General features: G+C 72.7%; 17 protein-coding genes. 10 read left to right on the plus strand and 7 right to left on the minus strand.

Annotation, left to right across the window (positions count from 1 at the left end; genetic code table 11):
- Positions 1 to 131: 131 nt before the first annotated feature.
- From ACFVH5_RS26815 to ACFVH5_RS26825, 3 genes are all read right to left on the minus strand, one after another.
- Positions 132 to 983, minus strand: coding sequence for an SDR family NAD(P)-dependent oxidoreductase (locus ACFVH5_RS26815; RefSeq protein WP_385836312.1), 852 nt, complete (start codon positions 981 to 983; stop codon positions 132 to 134).
- A gap of 118 nt (positions 984 to 1,101) precedes the next feature.
- Positions 1,102 to 2,043 (minus strand): LLM class F420-dependent oxidoreductase, encoded by a 942-nt coding sequence (locus tag ACFVH5_RS26820; RefSeq protein ID WP_385836313.1) that lies wholly within the window; start codon positions 2,041 to 2,043, stop codon positions 1,102 to 1,104.
- A 255-nt stretch (positions 2,044 to 2,298) separates the two neighbouring features.
- A complete protein-coding gene (locus ACFVH5_RS26825; protein ID WP_384806309.1) occupies positions 2,299 to 3,519 on the minus strand; it encodes an amidohydrolase family protein in 1,221 nt (406 codons plus the stop codon).
- A gap of 224 nt (positions 3,520 to 3,743) precedes the next feature.
- On the opposite strand from ACFVH5_RS26825, the gene ACFVH5_RS26830 reads away from it, so the two are divergent.
- The 4 genes from ACFVH5_RS26830 (at position 3,744) to ACFVH5_RS26845 (ending at position 8,044) form a co-directional block, all read left to right on the plus strand.
- Entirely contained in the window at positions 3,744 to 6,701 is a 2,958-nt protein-coding gene (locus tag ACFVH5_RS26830) for a BTAD domain-containing putative transcriptional regulator (protein ID WP_385836314.1), read from the plus strand.
- Between the two features lie 213 nt (positions 6,702 to 6,914).
- Positions 6,915 to 7,160, plus strand: coding sequence for a sigma-like protein (locus ACFVH5_RS26835; protein ID WP_385836315.1), 246 nt, complete (start codon positions 6,915 to 6,917; stop codon positions 7,158 to 7,160).
- Between the two features lie 183 nt (positions 7,161 to 7,343).
- Positions 7,344 to 7,523 carry a hypothetical protein gene (locus ACFVH5_RS26840; RefSeq protein WP_385836316.1) on the plus strand — a complete coding sequence of 60 codons (180 nt, stop codon included), beginning with the start codon at positions 7,344 to 7,346 and terminating at the stop codon, positions 7,521 to 7,523.
- A 146-nt stretch (positions 7,524 to 7,669) separates the two neighbouring features.
- Positions 7,670 to 8,044, plus strand: coding sequence for a DUF6247 family protein (locus ACFVH5_RS26845; RefSeq protein WP_385836317.1), 375 nt, complete (start codon positions 7,670 to 7,672; stop codon positions 8,042 to 8,044).
- Positions 8,045 to 8,141: 97 nt separating this feature from the next.
- Here the strand turns inward: ACFVH5_RS26845 and ACFVH5_RS26850 are convergent, their stop codons facing one another.
- The 3 genes from ACFVH5_RS26850 to ACFVH5_RS26860 all read right to left on the minus strand — a co-directional run bounded on the left by ACFVH5_RS26850 (position 8,142) and on the right by ACFVH5_RS26860 (position 11,724).
- Complete coding sequence (locus ACFVH5_RS26850) at positions 8,142 to 9,326, minus strand: serine hydrolase domain-containing protein (RefSeq protein WP_385836318.1); 1,185 nt, start codon at positions 9,324 to 9,326, stop codon at positions 8,142 to 8,144.
- Between the two features lie 461 nt (positions 9,327 to 9,787).
- Positions 9,788 to 10,447 (minus strand): response regulator, encoded by a 660-nt coding sequence (locus ACFVH5_RS26855; RefSeq protein ID WP_384806321.1) that lies wholly within the window; start codon positions 10,445 to 10,447, stop codon positions 9,788 to 9,790.
- The gene (locus ACFVH5_RS26860) at positions 10,435 to 11,724 is read right to left on the minus strand and encodes a sensor histidine kinase (protein ID WP_385836319.1); all 1,290 of its coding nucleotides are present in this window, start codon (positions 11,722 to 11,724) and stop codon (positions 10,435 to 10,437) included. Before ACFVH5_RS26860 ends, ACFVH5_RS26855 begins: the two co-directional genes overlap by 13 nt.
- Before the next feature lie 258 nt (positions 11,725 to 11,982).
- On the opposite strand from ACFVH5_RS26860, the gene ACFVH5_RS26865 reads away from it, so the two are divergent.
- From ACFVH5_RS26865 to ACFVH5_RS26875, 3 genes are read left to right on the plus strand one after another with little or no spacing between them, the layout of a single operon-like run.
- Complete coding sequence (locus ACFVH5_RS26865; RefSeq protein WP_385836320.1) at positions 11,983 to 12,240, plus strand: hypothetical protein; 258 nt, start codon at positions 11,983 to 11,985, stop codon at positions 12,238 to 12,240.
- Positions 12,237 to 13,001, plus strand: a complete 765-nt coding sequence (locus ACFVH5_RS26870) for an ABC transporter ATP-binding protein (RefSeq protein WP_385836321.1) — start codon at positions 12,237 to 12,239, stop codon at positions 12,999 to 13,001. Before ACFVH5_RS26865 ends, ACFVH5_RS26870 begins: the two co-directional genes overlap by 4 nt.
- Before the next feature lie 4 nt (positions 13,002 to 13,005).
- Entirely contained in the window at positions 13,006 to 15,627 is a 2,622-nt protein-coding gene (locus tag ACFVH5_RS26875; protein WP_385836322.1) for an FtsX-like permease family protein, read from the plus strand.
- A 50-nt stretch (positions 15,628 to 15,677) separates the two neighbouring features.
- Here ACFVH5_RS26875 and ACFVH5_RS26880 read toward each other — a convergent pair whose 3' ends face one another.
- Positions 15,678 to 17,321, minus strand: a complete 1,644-nt coding sequence (locus ACFVH5_RS26880; protein WP_385836323.1) for a fatty acid--CoA ligase family protein — start codon at positions 17,319 to 17,321, stop codon at positions 15,678 to 15,680.
- 126 nt (positions 17,322 to 17,447) lie between these two features.
- Between ACFVH5_RS26880 and ACFVH5_RS26885 the strand changes: the two genes are divergently transcribed.
- From ACFVH5_RS26885 to ACFVH5_RS26895, 3 genes are read left to right on the plus strand one after another with little or no spacing between them, the layout of a single operon-like run.
- Positions 17,448 to 18,623, plus strand: coding sequence for a lipid-transfer protein (locus ACFVH5_RS26885; RefSeq protein ID WP_385836324.1), 1,176 nt, complete (start codon positions 17,448 to 17,450; stop codon positions 18,621 to 18,623).
- 34 nt (positions 18,624 to 18,657) lie between these two features.
- Positions 18,658 to 19,095, plus strand: coding sequence for a Zn-ribbon domain-containing OB-fold protein (locus ACFVH5_RS26890; RefSeq protein ID WP_385836325.1), 438 nt, complete (start codon positions 18,658 to 18,660; stop codon positions 19,093 to 19,095).
- On the plus strand, positions 19,092 to 19,865 hold the full coding sequence (locus tag ACFVH5_RS26895) for an enoyl-CoA hydratase/isomerase family protein (RefSeq protein WP_385836326.1): 774 nt from the start codon (positions 19,092 to 19,094) through the stop codon (positions 19,863 to 19,865). Before ACFVH5_RS26890 ends, ACFVH5_RS26895 begins: the two co-directional genes overlap by 4 nt.
- Positions 19,866 to 20,277: the final 412 nt, after the last annotated feature.

Below are 20,277 nucleotides of genomic sequence, written 5' to 3' on the forward strand. Positions count from 1 at the left end.
CCGTCATCCGTCCGGCGAACGCCGAACCTGACGCATCGTCAGATTGACCTGCCGCCGACTGTGGCACCGCACCCGTGAGGCGTCAATAGCTGATGGACCGTCACATCGGGCTCTCGGCTCCCGGCCACCGCTCACATCGCGCTCACGCCCGCCAGCCATCCGCCGTCGATCACGAAAGGCTGGCCGGTGATGTAGGAGGAGTCGTCACAGGACAGGAAGAGCGCGAGACGGGCCACCTCCTCGGCCCGGCCGATCCGGCCCATCGGCACGAGCTTGCGGTACAGCTTGGCGACGGCCGCCGAAGCCGCCTCCGCGGCCTCCGCCGCGGCCTCGGCCTCGGCCGAACCGGTGTCCGCCGAGCCGGTGTCCGCCGAGCCGGTGTCCGCCGTCGCCGGGTCGAGCAGGGCCGGATTGCTCATGGCGGTGTCGATCGCGCCGGGACAGACGGCGTTGACGCGGATCCCCTTCGGGGCCAGCTCCAGCGCCGCCACGCGCGTCAGGCCGACGATGGCGTGCTTGCTCGCGCTGTACGCGCCCACGTACGCCATGCCGGTGAGCCCGGTGTACGAGGCGGTGTTGACGATCGTCCCGCCGCCGGCCGCCTCGATCTCGGGGGCCAGGGCCTTGATGCCGAGGAAGACACCGACCTGGTTGACCCGCACGATCTGCATGAACTCGTCGAGGGGGGTGTCGACGAGGGCGTTGAAGCGCAGGATGCCGGCGTTGTTGACGAGCCCGTCGACCTTCCCGTACGCCTCCTTCGCCACCGCCACCGCGGCGGTCCAGTCGTCCTCCCGGCTCACGTCCAGGTGCACGTACCGGGCGCGGGCCCCCAGCTCCTTGGCGAGGGTCTCCCCCTGCTCGTCGAGCACGTCGGCGACGACGACCGAGGCCCCCTCCTCGGCGAAGAGCCGCGCCTCCTGCTCCCCCTGCCCCCGAGCCGCCCCGGTGACGACGACGACCCGACCGTCCAACTTGCCCATGATCACTCCCTAGCCGATGGGCGCCCCGTCAGGGCGCGGCGAACGGCGCCCCGTCAGGGGCGCGGGGAACTGCGCGACCAGCCACGACGCATCCGCAGCCGGGTACGGGGCCGGCCGTCTACCCGAGCAGCGGGCCGACCCCCGACCCGAACGCCGCGATCTGGTCGGTCAGTTCGGCCCGGCTCCGCGACCGGAACCGCACCTGGATCTGATGCACCCCCATCGCCCCGTACGCCCGCAGCGACTCGGCGATCTCCTCGGCGGAGCCGGAGACCGTACGGCGCCCCACGGCCCACGAGGGCCGCCCCACGTACAGCGGCTCGGTGATCGCGCCGACGACGAGCGGCCGGGACACCCCCGCCTCCTCCCGCAGCCGCCCCAGCCGGGCGATCTGCTCGGGCAGCCGCTCCCGCGGATCCCCCTGCGGCAGCCACCCGTCCCCCCGGACCGCGGCCCGCCGCACGGCTGCGGGCGAGGACCCGCCGATCCACACGGGTACGTGTTCCTGCGCGGGCCGGGGCCGCTGGCCGAGCCCCTCGAAGTCGTACAGCTTCCCGTGGTGGGACGGGAACTCCTCCGGGCCCAGCGCGGCCCGCAACGCGTCGATGTTCTCGTCCAGTACGGCCCCGCGCCGCTCGAAGTCCGCGCCCAGCGCCTCGAACTCCTCCTGTACGTGTCCTGCGCCGACGCCGAGGATCAGCCGTCCGCCGCTGAGGTGGTCGAGGGTCGCGTACTGCTTGGCGGTGGCGAGGGGGTGGCGCAGGCCGACGACGGCGACGTGGCTGAGGAGCCGGACGTGTTCGGTGACGCCGGCCAGGAAGGCGAGGGTGGCGACCGGGTCGTACCAGATCGTGCTCATCGCGGCGGCGAGGCGTCGCGGGATGGCGACGTGGTCGCAGCTCGCGAGGTAGGCGAAGCCGGATGCGTCCGCTGTGCGGGCGATCTGTACGAGGTCGTCCGGGCCGGCGTCGGCCTCCCACGCCTCGGCGTAGAGGGTGCTCTGTGACTGGACCGGGAGCTGCATCCCGTACGCCAGTCGCCCTTCGGGCAGGATCTGCATGAGCGGCGCCCCTTATCTGACGGGCCGTCATATGTATCGGCCGCGGTCCATCGTCGTAGCTGACGGCTCGTCAGACAAGGTGTTCGCGTGTACGCGTTGGGGTTGGCGGGGGCTCGTGTGTTTCTGCGGGCTCGTTGTGGCTGAGCGCGCCGTTCCCCGCGCCCCTTAGGGGGGGTGACCCTTGCGCGTTTCTGCGGGTGCGTCGTGGCTCAGCGCGCCGTTCCCCGCGCCCCTTTCGGGGCGGGGGTGGTGGGGTTATTGCCCTGGCCAGAGGCCGTCTTTTGTCAGGGACAGGAGTTCTATCGCGTTGGTGCGGACTATTCGGTCCACCACTTCCGCGTCCAGGTGGGACATCTGGGCCTCGCCGACCTGGCGGGACTCGGGCCAGGTGGAGTCGGAGTGGGGGTAGTCGGTCTCGTACAGGACGTTGCCGACGCCGATGGCGTCCAGGTTCTTCAGGCCGAAGGCGTCGTCGAAGAAGCAGCCGTAGACGTGCTCGGTGAAGAGTTCGGACGGCGGCCGGTGGACCTTGTCGGCGACGCCACCCCAGGCGCGGTTCTCCTCCCACACCACGTCGGCGCGTTCGAGAATGTAGGGGATCCAGCCGATCTGGCCCTCCGCGTACATGACCTTCAGATTCGGGAAGCGTTCGAACTTGCCGCTCATCAGCCAGTCGACCATCGAGAAGCAGCAGTTGGCGAAGGTGATGGTGGAGCCGACGGCGGGTGGCGCGTCGGCGGAGGTGGAGGGCATCCGGCTGCTCGACCCGATGTGCATCGCGATGACCGTGCCGGTCTCGTCGCAGGCGGCGAGGAACGGATCCCACTCGTCCGTATGAACGGAGGGCAGTCCGAGGTGCGGAGGTATCTCGGAGAAGGCGACGGCCCGTACTCCGCGGGCGGCGTTGCGCCGTACCTCCTGTGCGGCGAGCTGCGGGTCCCACAGAGGGATGAGCGTGAGCGGTATCAGCCGCCCCCGCGCCTCGGGCCCGCACCATTCCTCGACCATCCAGTCGTTGTAGGCCCGCACGGAGAGCAGTCCCAGTTCGCGGTCGGCGGCCTCGGTGAACGTCTGGCCGCAGAACCGGGGGAAGGTCGGGAAGCAGAGCGCGGACTGCACGTGGTTGACGTCCATGTCGGCGAGGCGCTGCGGGACGTCGTACGAGCCCGGCCGCATCTGCTCGTACGTGATGATCTCCAGCTTGATCTCGTCCCTGTCGTAGCCGACGGCGGTGTCGAGGCGGGTGAGCGGGCGGTGCAGGTCCTCGTAGACCCACCAGTCGCCGATCGGCCCGTCGTCGCCGGGGCTGCCCATGACGGGAGCGAACTTCCCGCCGAGGAAGGTCATTTCCTTCAGCGGGGCGCGTACGACGCGCGGCCCGATGTCCTGGTACTTCGACGGGAGCCGGTCCCGCCAGACGTTGGGGGGCTCCACCGTGTGGTCGTCCACCGAGATGATCTTCGGGAAGGTCTCCATGCGTTGTACGGTAGCGCTGATCTGACGGCCCGTCAGCTACTGGAGGGCGATCTCCGGAATGCGGGCGGGACCCCGCATGGTTGCGGGGAGGGGGTGTGGGCCCTGTGTGGGCTTGCGTGAATCTGGCATGGCGGCCTGTGATCGGTGTCTCCCACGGCTGACGCATCCGCCATGAACAAGGCAAACTGGCCTGGTTGTCATGACGGTTCGGCAGGGGGACAGCGATGGACGGTGTACCGCGAGTACCGGAGCAGTGGGAACCCGAGGAATCGGTGGCCCTGCGCTTCAGCGTGCTCGGGCCGGTGCGCGCCTGGCGGGGGGCACAGGCGCTGCCCACGGGGTCCCCACAGCAACGCGCCCTGCTGGCCGCCCTGCTGCTCCGTGAGGGCCGCACGGCGACGTCAGGCGAGCTGATCGACGCCCTGTGGGGCGACGACCCGCCCTCGCAGGCGCTGGCGGCCGTGCGCACGTACGCCTCGCGACTGCGCAAGATCCTCTCCCCCGGCGTCCTGGTCAGCGAGTCCGGCGGGTACGCGATCCGGCTCACCGACGTCTCCGGCAGCGGCGCCACCCTCGATCTCGCGCTGGCCCAGGAGCTGGCGGCCGACGCGGAGAAGGCGAAGAGCAGGGGCGATCTGTGCCATGCGCGCGCCCTGCTGAACAAGACGCTGAGCCTGTGGGACGGGGAGGTCCTGGCGAGCGTTCCGGGCCCGTACGCGGAGACCCAGCGCACCCGGCTGCAGGAGTGGAAGCTCCAGCTCACCGAGTCCCGCCTCGACATGGACCTCGAACAGGGCTGCCACGCCGAGGCGGTCTCCGAACTCACCGCGCTCACCGCGGCGCACCCCCTGCGGGAGCGGCTGCGCGGGCTGCTGATGCTGGCGCTGTACCGCTCGGGCCGGCAGGCCGAGGCCCTGGCCGCGTACGCGGACACCCGGCGGCTGCTCGCCGACGAGCTGGGCGTGGACCCGAGCCCGGAACTCCAGGAACTCCAGCAGCGCATCCTCCAGGCCGACCCGGGCCTCGCCGAACCCTCGGCGCCGCTGGCCCCGGAGACCGCGGCCACCCCGGTGCGCCCGGCCCAACTGCCCGCGACCGTGCCGGACTTCACCGGCCGCTCGTCCTTCGTCTCCGAACTGTGCGAGGTCCTGGCGAGCGCCGAGGGCCGCGTGATGGCCGTCTCCGCGCTGGCCGGCATCGGCGGCGTGGGCAAGACCACGCTCGCCGTCCACGTCGCCCACCAGTCACGGGTCGCCTTCCCGGACGGGCAGCTGTACGTGGACCTGCAGGGCGCCGGCGCACGGGCCGCGGCGCCGGAAGCCGTACTGGGCGCCTTCCTGCGCGCGCTCGGCACCCCGGACTCGTCCATTCCGGACACGCTGGAGGAACGCGCCGCCCTGTACCGCTCGGTGCTTGACGGCCGCCGGGTCCTGGTCCTCCTCGACAACGCGCGCGACGCGGCCCAGGTCCGGCCCCTGCTGCCCGGCACCGAGGGCTGCGCCGCGCTGGTCACCTCGCGGGTACGGATGGTCGACCTGGCCGGCGCCCACCTGGTCGACCTCGACGTGATGTCGCCGGAGGAGGCCCTCCAGCTCTTCACGAAGATCGTCGGCACCGAGCGGGTGGAGTCGGAACGCCAGTCCGCGCTGGACGTCGTGGCGGCCTGCGGCTTCCTGCCGCTCGCCATCCGGATCGCCGCCTCCCGGCTGGCCGCCCGCCGCACCTGGACCGTCTCGGTCCTCGCCGCGAAGCTCGCCGACGAGCGGCGGCGCCTGGACGAACTGCAGGCCGGCGACCTGGCCGTGAAGGCCACCTTCGAGCTGGGCTACGGGCAACTGGAGGCGGGCCAGGCCCGCGCCTTCCGGCTGCTCGGTCTCGCGGACGGCCCCGACATGTCCCTGGCCGCCGCCGCCGCGGTCCTCGACCTGCCCCTCGACGACACCGAGGAACTCCTCGAATCCCTCGTCGACACCTCGCTCCTGGAATCGGCGGCACCCGGCCGCTACCGCTACCACGACCTCGTACGGCTCTACGCGCGTGCGTGCGCCGAACGCGACGAACAGCCGCCGGGCGAACGGGCCGCCGCGATGTCGCGCCTGCTCGACTTCTACCTCGCCACGGCCGCGGGCGTGTACGCCATCGAGCGCCCCGGCGACCGCCTGGTCGACCACCTGGAGACGACGCAGTACCCGGGCCTGACCTTCACCGGAGGCAGCGCCGCGCTGGACTGGCTCTACACGGAGGCCGCGCCGCTGCTGGCCTGCGTACGGCAGTCGGCGGGGACGGAGTTCCTGCGGCGGGCGGTGGATCTGCTGTGGGCCGCCCGCGATCTCGCCGAGTCGGGCGCCAACTCCCATCAGTACGAGACCACGGCCAGGGCGATGTGCGACGCCACCCGGGCCGCGGGGGACGCCCACGCGGAGGGCAGAGCACGCACCACGCTCACCCACCCGATGCTGGTCTCCGGCCGGATCCAGCAGGCGGCCGAGCAGGCCCAGCTCGCCCTGGGCCTCTCCGCGACCGCCCAGGACGCCATGGCCATGAGCTGGGCAGCCAACGACCGGGGGCTCACCTTCCTCCACCAGGAGCAGTACGCGAGCGGCAAGACGTACTTCGAGCAGGCCATAGAGGGATACGCCGCCATCGGCAACCGGCCCCTCGAAGCGCTCAGCCTGTGCAACCTCTCACGCGCCCACCTCGGCATGGGCAACACCGACAAGGCCGTGGAGATCGCCCAGCGCGCCCTGGCCACGTACCTGGAGATCGGCAAGACGCTGCGGCTGGCCAACGGGCACTTCACGCTGGGCATCGCGCTGACCCGGGCCGGCCGGCACGCCGAGTCCCTCAACCAGTTCTCCGACGCCCTCGCCGTCTTCGCCAGCCACCGCCAGCGGCTCTGGGAAGGCACCACCAACTTCCGTATGGCGGAGGTGCATCTCGCGGCCCGCCGGCCCGCGCAGGCCGCCCAGCACGCCGAGCAGGCGCTCGCGCTCGGCTGCATCGGGGGCGACCGGATGCAGGGGACCGTGCTGACGCTGCTCGGCCGGGCGCTCACCATGGTCGGGCAGGTGGACCGGGCCAGGGCCTGCTGGCGCGAGGCGGTCAACCTCCTGGAGCAGAACGGCGGCTCCGCACAGGCCGAGGAGGTCAGGGTCCTGCTCACGCCCGCCACGGCGGCGTGAGCGACGGGCCCGCACCCGGGCCGTTGCGGACGTTCAGCATTCGTTTATCTCCGCGCGGCACTCTCATATCTGTCACACCGTCGCGTCGGGGGGCAGACGGTCTGACCAGGAGCCCAACGGCTAGTGTGCGGCTCCGAACGCCCGTCCAGCGGCCCTCGGGGGAGTCTCTGGACGGGCGTTCCTCACTCGTCAACACAACGGAGGACACAGGCCATGAGCGACCAGACGAAGGACACGAACCCCACCGCGACCACGCAGGACAACGGGATGCCGACTCCTCCCGCGAAGGACCCGGTCGTGGCCACTCCGCTCGACAACGGGATGCCGACTCCTCCCGCCGAGGACCCGGTCGCCACTCCGCTGGACAACGGGATGCCGATGCCGCCCCAGAGCGACATCCGGACGCTGGACAACGGCATGCCTTCGCCGCCCGCGCTGGACCTCGACGGCGGCAAGTAGAGACCTTTCTCCCGACGGGGATCGGCCGCGGTGGCGCGGAGGGGGAGCCACCGCGGCCGAAGTCTGTCCGGACACGATCCGGCCGATCGGCGACGTCAGCCGTTTCGGCTCGGCGGGGCGAAGCACCCGTACAGGACCGGCGTCTTCGGGCGTCCGGCCGTTCCCTCTCACCCAGGAGTCGGTATGACCCGTACGCAGAAGTTACTCACGACCCTCACCCTGATGCTCGGCGTCACCGCCGCGGCCGCGAGTCCGGCGCTGGCCGACAACTCGATGCCCGCGCCCGCGCCGGACAATCCGATGCCGGTGGTCGCGCTGGACAACCCGATGCCCGTGACCCCGCCGGACAACCCGATGCGCTGACATCCCGCCACCCGACGGGCCGAGCCCCGGACCGGCGCTCGGCCCGTCGTCGTGCCCGGGGCTTCCGGGGGTGCGGCCGGAATTCGTCGCCGGGCCCGTCCCGCCCCTCGCGGTGCCCGCCCGTACGCCGTACTGTGCGGATCACGATGACAGCGCAGCCCATCGAGCCCGGCAGACCCCTCGTTCCCCGGCCGGAACGGACACCCGGCGCCCTACGCGCGGCCGTCATCCGGGTTGCCCCGCACCGGCTCGCCGAACTGGAGCGGGAGACCGACGGGGCCATCGAGGCCGCCGCGCGCACCGGCAGTCTCGGGCCGATCATCCAGCTGCTCGACACCTGGGCCGTCACCGTGGAGATCGCGAGGTTCCCGTCCACGGCGGCGCGGCTCCGCAAGGCCGAGCACACGGTGGGCGCCGCCGGGCGGGGCGCTCCCGCGCGGAGTGGGGCCCGGGACGAGATCCATGCGTTGCGCGCGGCGGCTCGGGAGTCGCTTGCGCGGGGCTCGGCGACTCCTACGTAGGCACGTTGCGTGCGCATCTGCGGGCCGGTGGGGGCCGGTCGCGCAGTTCCCCGCGCCCCTTCAGGGCGCCCCTGACGGGGTGCGCCCGGGGTCGGTGTCACGCGCAGAGTTCGTCGTCGATCACAGCGTTCTCGGTGTCCTGGGTGGACGAGTCCGTCGAACCGTCGCCGGTCGAGTTCAGGACCACGGTGCGGCTGCCGTCGGCGCTGATGCCGTTGCGGGTGGTGTAGCCGGGGAGGTTGCCCCCGTGGCTGTAGTAGACGCCCCCGCAGGACAGCGGGACGCTCATCAGGCCGAGGCCGTACCGCACGCCGGGCCAGGCGGAATCCAGTTCCGGGGCCGGCACGGTCGTCCTCATCGCCGTCAGCTCCGCCGGGCGCAGCAGCCGGCCGCCGAGGAGCGCCTGGTAGAAGCGGCTCAGGTCGGCCGTCGTACTGATCATGGCGCCCGCCGCGCCGCCCGCGGAGGCGTTGAGTTCGGTGATGTCGATCGCCGGTCCCGCTTCCTCGAAGCTGGAGTAGCCGCGCAGATGGCGTCCGGGGATACGGGACTCGGTGGTCGGCACGAGGGTGTCGCGCAGGCCCAGCGGGCGGATGAGACGGTTGGTGACCTCCTCGTTCCAGGTGTGCCCGGTGGCCTTCTCGATGATCATTCCGGCGAGGATGTAGTTGGTGTTGGAGTAGCTCCACCCCTTGCCCGGCGCGAATCCGGGGGTGTGCCGCATCGCGACGGCGACCAGTTCCTCCGGGGTCCAGGTGCGGTACCGCTCGGCCTGGTAGCCGGCCGTGCTGGTGAACTCGGGGAAGTCCGACGTGTAGTCGAAGAGCCCGCTGGTGTGCTGGAGCAGCTGCCGTACGGTGATCGCGCCGCCGTCGTTGCCGTTGCCCGAGACGACTCCGGGCAGCCAGTGCTCCACGGTGTCGTCGAGCGACAGGCGTCCCTCGCCGACGAGTTGCAGGATCACCGTGGCGACGAACGTCTTGCTGGCGCTGGCGATCCGGAACTTGTCACCGGGGCGTACGGCCTCCTCCGTGGTCCGGTCGGCGACCCCGCCGGTGGCGTACCGCGCGCCTCGCGGGCCCGTCGAGCGCGCCACGACCCCGACGGTCCCGGTCTTCATGACCGCGTCCACGCCGGCCTGCAGCGCCCTGCTGTGCGAGGCGCTGTGCGCGGGTGTGCCGGTGGCGCCGGTCGCGCCCGCGGCGGGCAGGGTCAGGCCGATGCCGGCCAGTACGGTCGCCAGGGTCGTGGCCACCACTCGGGAGGTGAGTTCGGTCTTCATGGGTCACGGGCTCCAAGCGTCTCGGTCGGGGTCGGGCCGTCGTCGCGGTACGACCACCACGCTAGAAACTCCACCTGTGCATCACGATCAAGCAGGCGCCCCGGCAGAAGGGGGTGCACTCCCCCGCAAGAAGGTAGCGCCTGCTGTACCCACGCTCGAAGGACCGCGGGGCACACGAGACCCGACCAAAGCCACCTCCCACCCCAGGGGCGCGGGGAACTGCGCGCCCAGCCCCCACCGACCCGCACACGACAATCCCGCCGAAACCCCCACCACCCCAGGGGCGCGAGGAACTGCGCGCCCAGCCCCCACCGACCCGCACACGACAACCCGGCCGGAGGCCCCCACCACCCCAGGGGCGCGGGGAACTGCGCGACCAGCCCCCACCAACCCGCACCCCACACCCCGGCCGGAGGAACCCGCACCCCACAACCCGGCCAGCGCCATCCCATGACGGCCAGTCAGGCCCGCCGACGCGCATCGTCCAGGTACCTCAGAACCGCCGCGACCCGCCGATCCACCTGATCCGCCGGCGACAGGTCCAGCTTCGCGAAAATGCTGCGGATGTGCTTGTGCACGGCCCCCTCCGTGACCACGAGCCGTTCGGCGATCGCCCCGTTCCCCAACCCCTCCGCCATCAGCGCGAGCACATCCCGCTCGCGCGGACTCAGCCGCTCCAGCCGGGTGTCCTGCCGGCTGCGGGTGAACAGCTGCGCGACGACCTCCGGGTCGATGGCCGTACCCCCGCCCGCCACCCGATGGAGCGCGTCCAGGAACTCCTCCACCCGCCCCACCCGCTCCTTGAGGAGATAGCCGAGCCCGCTCACCCCGCCGCCCAGCAACTCCGTGGCGAACGACTGCTCGACGTACGCCGACAGGACGAGGACCGCGAGATCGGGCCGTCGCCGCCGGGCCTCCACCGCCGCGACGATCCCCTCGTCGGTGTGCGTCGGCGGCATGCGGACGTCGAGGATGGCGACATCCGGCTTGTGGGTGTCGATGGCGTCGAGGATGCCGTCACCGGTGGCGGCCGTACCCACCACGTCGAGTCCTTCCGCGCGCAGCAGCAGCGCCAGCCCCTCCCGCAGCAGCGCGTCGTCCTCGGCGATCACAATCCGCATGGCAGTTCCACCTTGAGAGTCGTCGGGCCGCCGGGCGGGCTGGCCAGTTCGAGGGTGCCGTCGTGTGCGGCGATCCGGTTGCGGATGCCGGTGAGCCCGGACCCGCTCTTCTCGTCGGCGCCGCCCCGGCCGTCGTCGGTGATGTCGAGGCGCAGCCGCCCGCCACCGCTGCGGACCGTGACAGCCGCCTGTCGCGCCCCGCTGTGCTTGGCGATGTTCGTCAGGGTCTCCGCCACCACGAAGTAGGCGGTCGCCTCCACGGACGCGGCGCACCGCTCGGGCGCCTGGACGTCGATCCGGCAGGGCACCGGGCAGCTCGCGGCGAGTCCGGTGAGTGCCCCGGCGAGCCCCCGGTCGGCCAGTACGGGCGGCAGGATGCCCCGGGCCACCGAACGCAGCTCGGACAGGGCCTGTTCGGCGGCGCTCTGGGCGCGTTCGAGGAGTTCGTCGGCGCCCGCCGGATCGCGGGCGACCATGCGGCGCGCGGCGCCGAGGAGCACGGTGACGGTGACGAGCCGGTTCTGGGTGCCGTCGTGCAACGACCGTTCGATGCGCCGTAGTTCGGTGGCGTGGGCGTCCAGGGCGGCGGCCCGGGTGGCGGTGAGTTCCGCGACGCGCAGCGACAGGTCGGTGTCGGGTCCGGCGGCGAGGAGCAGTCGGCCGGGCTTTGCCTGGAGGCGTGCCATGCCGGGGCTGAGGCCCAGGATGATGGCGGTCCAGCCGAGCCCGAGGAGGGCGGCGGCGGACGCGTCGGCCCAGGTCTCGGCGACCCCTATCCCGAGGGACGTGCTGGTGGCGCCCTCCGGCAGCAGACGCCAGTACAGCGGGAAGAGGGAGTCGCGCAGGGCCAGCAACGGCAGCAGCAGGCCGCCGAGGCCGAGCAGCAGACCGAGTGTGGCGTGCCGGGTCAGCCAGCGCAGCTCGCGGCGCGTGGTCGGGTCGACGACGGCGAGCCGTACCGCGGTGGGCGCCGGGTCCGGGCCCATGACCTCGGGTCCCCACCGGCCGAGCCGGTCGCGTTCGCGGCCGGCGAGCGAGTGCAGGGCGCGCAGGGTGAGCGGTGCCATCAGCAGTCCGACGCCCACCAGGGAGGTCACGGCGGTCACGGCCGTCCAGGCGAGGACGAGCAGGGCCATCAGCGCGGTGCCGAGTCCGCCGACGAGCTGCTCCAGCGCGGCGACGGCCGCACCGGCGGCCCGGACGACGGTCTCCCGGATCCCGGGCCTGTCGTCCTCGTCGCCGTCATCGGGTCCGCCGGGCGGGGTCGGGGTCGGCATCCGCCCCTCCTCTCTCGCTCGTTCACGGCCCCGTACGAGCGACCGCTTCACCGTCGTGGAGGAGCGTAGAGGTACAGCCTGCTGTACCCCCACTCGGGCTGCTGGCGGGCTCGGCCGGCCGGGGTCCTGATCCGTAACTTCGAAGGCACGACAGCGAGACCCGCAGCGCGAACCGCCGGCCGCGAACCAGGCACCACTCACCGCGAACCGTGAACCGCGCAGGGTCCGAAGAACTCGACGACTCCGAAGAGGACAGCCATGACGACCACGGACCCCTACCGCCTCGACGGCTTCGCCGGGAGCACGGACCCCGCACGGCAGGACGCGCCCCGCGAAGGCCTCACCCGGGACCGCTTCGTGCGTACGGTGCTGTGGCTGGTCCTGGTGATCAGCACCGTCGGCAACATGGTGGCCTCGTACAGCGCCGCCTCCACCGGGGTCCACCTGGTCTGCGGCGGGGTCACCGCCCTGTGCGTGACCGCGCTCGTCGTCCGTCACCTGCGGGGCCGGCGATGAGCGGGGTCCTCGCGGGAGCCGGCCACCCGATGGCGGCGCCGACCGCTCCGGCCATCGAGCTGGTGAACGTCAGCAAGACGTACGCGGGAGGTGTCCGCGCCCTCGACGACGTGTCGCTGAGTGTCGAGCACGGCACGTTCCTCGCCGTGATGGGGCCCTCGGGCTCCGGCAAGAGCACGCTGATGCACTGCGCCGCCGGACTCGACTCCCCCACCTCGGGAAGCATCCGTGTCGGCGAGCGCGAGATCAGCGGGCTGAACGAGACCCGCCGTACCGAACTGCGCCGCGAGCACATCGGATTCGTGTTCCAGTCCTACAACCTGGTCCCCGCCCTCAGCGTCGCCGACAACATCACGCTGCCGCTGCGGCTGGCGGGGCGCGCGCCGGACCGGGAATGGGTGCGGACGCTGGTCGAGCGGGTCGGTCTCGCCGACCGGATGTCGCACCGGCCCGCCGAACTCTCCGGCGGCCAGCAGCAACGGGCCGCGATCGTACGGGCGTTGGTGGCGAAGCCCGCCGTCGTGTTCGCCGACGAGCCGACCGGCGCCCTCGATCTGCGCAGCGCCCACGAGGTGCTGGGCCTGCTGCGCGAACTGGTCGACGAACTGCGCCAGACGGTGGTGATGGTCACCCACGACCCGGCCGCCGCCGCCCAGGCCCACCACGCGGTGGTGATGGCCGACGGCCGGGTGGTCGAGCGCCTGTACCGGCCCAGCGCCCCCGAACTGGCCGACCGTCTCGTCAAGCTGGGAGAGGTCTAGAACCATGCTGCATCTCGCGGTCCGTATGGCAGGACACCGGATCACCGCCCTGACCGCGGTGGCGTGCGCGGTGCTCGGCGGCGCGGCACTGATCACCGGCACGGGGGTACTGGCCGAGTCCGGCCTCCGCTCCCAGCTGCCGGCCGGCCGGCTCGCCGGAGCCGACGTCGTGGTCTCCACCGACCAGAGCTTCCGTCCGGCCGGGGATCTGCCGATCGCCCTCCCGGAACGCGGCACGGTCCCGGCCTCCCTGGTCGGCCGGCTCGCCGAACTGCCCGGTGTCACCGCGGCGGTGGGTGACGTCAGCTTCCCCGCCGCCGTGGTCGACGCCGACGGCCGCGTCGTACCGGCCGAGGAGCCGCGGGCGGCGGGTCACGGCTGGTCCTCGACCGAGCTGCTCACGGATCGGGAGGTCAGTGGCGACAAGCCGTCCGGGGCCGCCGAGGTGGCGCTCGACAGGGCGACGGCCGAGGCCGCGGGGGTCCGGGCGGGCGACCGGGTCGAGATCGTCGCGGCCGGCCGGTCCGCCGCCGAGTACCGCGTCACGGCGGTGGTCGACGCCCCGGGCGCGGGCATCCTCTTCGCCGACCCGACGGCCCGGCGGCTGGCGGGCCGCGACGGCGGCAGCGGCGATGCGGCGGCGCGCGCCGGGACCGTCGACCTGGTGGGTCTGCGCACCGAGCCGGGTGCCGAGGCCGCGGTGGCCGCCGCGGCCCGCGAGACGATCAGGAACGCCGGCACCGACGCGGACAAGAAGGACACGGACAAGAAGGCCGGCAAGGAGTCGGACAACGGCGCCGAAGTGATCGTCTCCACCGGTTCCGCCCGTGGGGACATCGCCTCTCCCGGCGCGGGCGCGGCCCGTTCGCTGCTGATCCTGCTCGCCGGTTCGCTCTCCGGGATCGTCATGCTGATCATCGGGTTCGTGCTGGCGAGCGCCCTGGCCGTGTCGATCGGCGGCCAGCGCCGCGATCTCGCCCTGATGCGGGCCGTCGGCGCGACCCCGAAGCAGATCAGGCGGCTGGCCGCCGCGCAGGCCTCGGTCATCGCCGCTGTGGCGGTCGTGCCCGGTGTGGGCCTCGGCTATCTGCTGGCCGGTCAGTTCCGGCGGATGCTCGTCGACCGCGCGGTGATCCCGGACGGCCTGCCGCTCACGTACAGCCCGCTGCCCGCGCTCGCCGCCGTCCTCCTCCTGGGGATCGCCGTGCAGGTGTCGGCCCGTGGTGCCGCGTGGCGCACCTCGCGGCTGCCGGCCACCGAGGCGGTCGCCGAGTCGCGCAGCGAGCCCCGTACGCCGTCGAAGATCCGGATCCGCGCGGGCCTGCTGCTGATCGTCGCCGCGACGACGCTCTCGGTGGTGCCGCTGCTGAGCCGGACGGTCCTCGGCGCGGCGGCCACCTCCATGGCCGGCATCATCGGCGCGATCGGTCTCGCCCTGGCGGGACCCGCCCTGGTCAAGGGCATCGGGGACACGGCGGCCCGGCGGCTGCGGCCCGGGGTCTCGGCCCCGACCTGGCTCGCGGTGGCGAACATCCGCGGGTACGCGCTACGGCTGTCGGGGGTCGTCAGCGCCCTCGCCATGGCGGTCGTGTTCGTCCTGACCTACATTCTCGCCCAGACGACCGTCATGAGCGCCACCGCGCAGGACACCCGCACCGGCACCCTCGCCCAGCAGAGCCTGAGCGCACCGGGACTCGGCGGTGTGCCCGCCGGCACCCTCGCGGACGTGCGGAGGACCGAGGGCGTACGGGCGGCGGCCCCGGTCAGCGACACCACGGTCGTGTGGGAGTACGAGATGTTCGGCGAACCGGAGGTCGAGGCCGCCTCCGCGATGATCCTGACCCCGGCCGCGCCGGGCGTCCTGGACCTCGGCGTACGGGACGGCAGCCTGGCCGGGCTCACCGGTGACACGGTCGCCGTCGACAGCGAGGTCGCCCGCTCCCGCGACGCCGGTGTCGGCAAGCGGATCGACCTGGTCCTCGGGGACGGCAGCCGGGTCAGCCCGAAGGTCGTCGCCGTCTACGACCGCGGCCTCGGTTTCGGCCCGGTCGCGCTCTCCCACGACCTCGCCGCGGGGCACACCACCGCCGGCCTCGACCAGAGGGTCCTCGTACGCACCGACGGCACCGGCACCGCACAGCGCGCCCTCGCCGAACTCGCCGCTTCCCGGCCCGGGTTGGCCCTGGCGCCCACCGACACCGGGTCCGGCGACAGCCTGAGCGACGCACCGGCGACGGTCTGGATCAACCTCGCCACCATCGTCGTGCTCCTCGGCTACCTCCTCCTCTCCATCGCCAACAAGCTGGTCGCCACGACCGCCCAGCGGCGCAACGAGATCGCCACGCTCCGCCTCAACGGCACCACCCCGCGCCAGATCCTCGCGATGATGCGCCGCGAGGCCGCGGTGATCGGGGTCGCCGCGGTCGCCACCGGGCTGCTGCTGTCCGCGATCCCGCTCGTGCTGCTCGGCATCGGCTTCCTGGACCGGCCGTGGCCCGCGGGACCGGTGTGGCTGCTCCCGGCGGTCGCGCTGACCGTGATCACCACGGCCTTCGTCACGGTCGAACTCCCCACCCGGCAGGCCCTGCGCACGGCCCCTGCCCACGCGCTGTCCGCCCGCGAGTAGCGCACGGCGCGTGAGCGGTCCGGGGCCCCGCCAGAAACCGGCGGGGCCCCTCAACGCCGGCTGCGCAGCTCCCCCTTGACGACCTTCCCGCTGGCGTTCCGGGGCAGTTCGCCGACGAACTCCACCGCCCTGGGCACCTTGTAGTTCGCCATCTCGCGGCGCGCCCAGGCGATCAGGTCGTCGCCGGTGAGCGGGACGCCCGGACGGCGTACGACATACGCCTTGCCGACCTCGCCGAGCCGGGCGTCCGCGACGCCGATCACGGCCACGTCGGCGACGTCCGGGTGGAGGCCGAGGAGCTGCTCTATCTCCGCCGGGTACGCGTTGAAGCCACCGACGATGAACATGTCCTTGATGCGGTCGGTGATCCGGAGGTTGCCGGCCGCGTCCAGGACACCGATGTCGCCCGTGCGGAGCCAGCCGTCCGGGGTCATCGCCTCCGAGGTGGCCGCGGCGTCCTCGTAATAGCCGCGCATGACGTTGAAGCCGCGGACCAGGACCTCGCCCGGGGTGCCGGGGGCGACGGCCGTGCCCTCCCCGTCCACGACCCGCACCTGCGTGCCGGGGATCGCGCGGCCGGACGTGGACGCGATCACGTCCGGCTCGTCGCCGCGGCGGCACATCGTGACGATCCCGCTCGCCTCGGAGAGCCCGTAGGCGGTGAGGACCGTGCCCACGCCCAGCTCCGCCCGCAACCGCTCCACCAGCAGCAACGGCACGACCGCCGCGCCCGTCACCACCAGCCGCAGGGCCGACAGGTCGTACGCGTCGCGCTTGGGGTGGTCCAGGAGGGACTGGTGGAGGGTGGGCGGGCCGGGGAGCACCGAGATGCGTTCCGAGGCCACGTTCGCGAGGACCGTGTCCACGGTGAACACCGGCTGCGGGATCATCGTCGCGCCCCGCATCAGACAGGCGATCACGCCCGCCTTGTAGCCGAAGGTGTGGAAGAAGGGGTTCACGATCAGATAGCGGTCGCCCTCACGCAGACCGGCCAGTTCGCACCAGACGTCGTACGCCCGCAGGGTCTGCGCATGCGTGATCACGGCGCCCTTGGGGCGGCCCGTGGTGCCCGAGGTGAAGATGATGTCCGAGGGGGCGGACGGGTCGAGCGCCGCCGCCCGTGCCCGCACCTCGGCCTCCCCCACCCCGTCCCCGCTGGCCAGGAAGTCCTTCCAGGTGCGGAAGTCGGCGGGGGCGTCGTCGGACAGGACGACCACCTGCTCCAGATGCGGGAGCCCCGGGAGGGGGCCCGCGCCCCGGCCCGTACGGGTGCTGCCCGCGCCGGGATCGGCCGGCTCCTCGCGCTCGGCGCAGGCCCGCCGCAGGGACGCCACGTACGAGGTCCCCAGGAAGGTGCCCGTCACGAACAGCAGCTTCGTCCGGCTCCGGGCCAGTACGTACGCGGCCTCCGTCCCCTTGAAGCGGGTGTTCAGCGGGACGAGGACCGCGCCCGCCGACACCGCGCCGAGGGCGGACGCCATCCAGTCCAGGGTGTTGGGCGCCCAGATGGCCACCCGGTCGCCGGGCTCCACGCCGTTCGCGACGCAGGCCGCCGCCGCGCGTTCCACCCGGGCACCCAGCTCCGCGTACGTGACGCGGGTACGGCCCTCGACGACCGCCTCCACGTCCGCGTACCGCTCGGCCGCCGCCCGCACGAGCCCCGGGATCGTCTCCCACTCCAAGTCGCCGCGCACAGCAGGCCTCCCTCCATCGCCCGAGCGGTCGGTCGACCGACCGGCCGACCGCTAGCTGACTACCCGTCAGATTAGCTGTAGCCTGACGCCCTGTCAGCATTCGTGGACCAGGGTGGAGGTGCGTCCATGGCACGGGCAGCGGCGGGCACAGGGGCAGCGGGACTCAAGGACGCGACGGCCGTCGTCGGGATCGGGGAGACGCCTTTCGCCAAGCAACTCCCGGACAGCGAGAAGACATTGGCCTGCCGGGCGATCCTCGCCGCCCTCGACGACGCGGGGATCGCACCGGCCGAGGTCGACGCACTCGCCTCCTACACCATGGAGGAGACCGACGAGGTCGAGATCGCCAAGGCCGTCGGATTCGGTGACCTCAGCTTCTTCAGCAAGGTCGGCTTCGGGGGCGGCGGTTCGTGCGCCACGGTCGCGCATCTGGCGTCCGCGGTGGCCACCGGACAGGCGACGGTCGGAGTCGCCTGGCGCTCACGCAAACGCGGCAGCGGACCGCGCCCGTGGAAGAACACGACCGTCCAGCTCCCCACCCCCGCCCAGTGGACCCGCCCCTTCGGCCTCCTGCGCCCCGCCGACGAGATAGCCATGCTGACCCGCCGCTATCTGCACGAGTACGGGGCGACCCGCGACCACCTCTTCAACGTGGCACTCGCCTGCCGCAACCGGGCCAACCAGAACCCGGCCGCGATGATGTACGAGCGACCGCTGACCCGGGACATGTACATGACCTCGCGCTGGATCAGTGAGCCGCTCTGCCTCTTCGACAACTGCCTGGAGACGGACGGGGCGTTGGCCTGCGTGATCGTCTCCGCCGAACGCGCCCGCGACTGCCGCCGCAGACCCGTGTACGTGCACTCCGCCGCCCAGGGCCTGCCCGCCCAGCACCACGGGATGGTCAACTACTGGAACGACGACCCGCTGACCGGCCCCGCCTGGACGGCCGCCCGCCATCTCTGGAAACAGGCGGACTTCACCCCGGAGGACGTGGACGTCGCCCAGATCTACGACGCGTTCACCCCGCTCATCCCGCTCTCCCTGGAGGGCTACGGCTTCTGCGGCCGGGGCGAGGGCGGCGCCTTCACGGAAGGGGGCGCCCTGGAGATCGGCGGCCGGCTGCCGCTGAACACGAGCGGCGGCGGGCTCTCGGAGGCGTACGTCCACGGCTTCAACCTCATCAACGAGGGCGTGAAGCAGCTCAGGGGGACCAGTACGGCGCAGGTGCCGGGCGCGGCGACCTGCCTGGTCACGGCGGGCGAGGGCGTCCCGACGTCCGCGCTGCTCCTGAGGAACTGAGGAACCGAGGAACCGAGTCAACCTAGGAGGCCACATGCTCACACCCGTGGTGGACGACGACGGCGCCCCCTTCTGGGAGTACGCGGCCCGCAGCGAGCTGCGCGTCCAGGCCTGCGCCGAACCCGGCTGCGGCGAACTGCGCTTCCCGCCCCGCCCCTGCTGCCCGCACTGCCACTCCTTCGACAGCGAGTGGCGCAGGATGAGCGGCAGGGGCCGTATCTGGTCGTACGTGATCCCCCACCCCCCGCTCCTGCCGGACTACGCGGCGCAGGCCCCCTACAACGTGATCGTCGTCGAACTGGCGGACGCGCCCCGGATCCGGCTGGTGGGCAACCTCGTCAGCGGGCCCGACGCGGCGCTCAACTCGGTCGCGGGGGAACGGATCCGGATCGGGGCGCGGGTACAGGTGGTGTTCGGCGCCGACAGCGGGGACGGCCTCCGGCTGCCGCGCTGGGTACTGGAGCGGCCATGACCCCCCTGCGGACCACCACCGACAAGGAGACGGGCGTCGCGGTGGTGACACTGGACCGCCCGGAACGCCTCAACGCCATCGACCTGGAGATGACCGCTCGACTGAAGTCGCTCTGGGCGGAGTTCAGATTCGACGACACCGTACGGGCGATCGTCCTCACCGGAGCCGGCGACCGGGCCTTCTCGACGGGACTCGACCGGGACGCGGAAGTCCCGCAGCCGGAGTCGCCCTACATGCTGGACGATCCACTCGTCTCGATCGGCCCGAAGGCATCCGGCCTGTGGAAACCGGTGATCGCCGCGGTGAACGGGATGGCGTGCGGCGGGGCGTTCTACCTGCTCGGCGAGGCGGACTTCGTGATCGCGGACGAGACGGCCACGTTCTTCGATCCGCACACGACGTACGGCATGGTCAGCGCGTACGAGTCCGTGTACCTGGCCCAGCGGATGCCGTTCGGGGAGGTCGCCCGCATGGCCCTGATGGGAACGGCCGAACGGGTTTCCGCGCGGCGGGCGTACGAGGTGGGGCTGGTGTCGGAGGTGACGGGGCGGGGGGAGGCGGTGACGGCGGCGGTCAGCTGTGCGACCGTCATCGCCTCCTATCCGTCCGCGGCGGTCCAGGGCACGGTCCGGGCGCTGTGGACGGCCCAGGAGGCCACCCGGTCCACGGCCCTGTCCCAGGCCCCCCACCTGATCACCCTGGGCAACGCGCCCCCGGAAACCCAGGCGGGACTGTTCGAAGCCCGCCGCCCGACTTCCCGAACCCGCTGAACCCCACTGCGGCCCCGGCGGGGGCCGTCCGCGCGGTTCCCCGGGCCGGGGGGGGAACCGCGGGCCGGAGACTCGACCGCGGGCCCGTCGTGGCTGACCGCGCCGTTCCCCGCGCCCCCAGGGGGTGGGGGTGGCGGCCGGAAGCTTGGCTGCGGGCCCGCCGTGGCTGATCGCGCAGTTCCCCGCGCCCCCAGGGGGTGGGGGTGCCGGCCGGAGACTCGACCGCGGGCCCGTCGTGGCTGACCGCGCCGTTCCCCGCGCCCCCAGGGGGTGGGGGTGCCGGCCGGAAGCTTGGCTGCGGGCCCGTCGTGGCTGATCGCGCAGTTCCCCGCGCCCCTAGGGGGTGGGGGTGCGCCCCGGCTTTTGGGTTTGGGGGCGCGGGGAAAGGCGCGGGCAACCCCCACCGCTGTCT

It is taken from the genome of Streptomyces sp. NPDC127119 (assembly GCF_042677425.1).
In the GTDB taxonomy this organism is placed as follows: domain Bacteria; phylum Actinomycetota; class Actinomycetes; order Streptomycetales; family Streptomycetaceae; genus Streptomyces.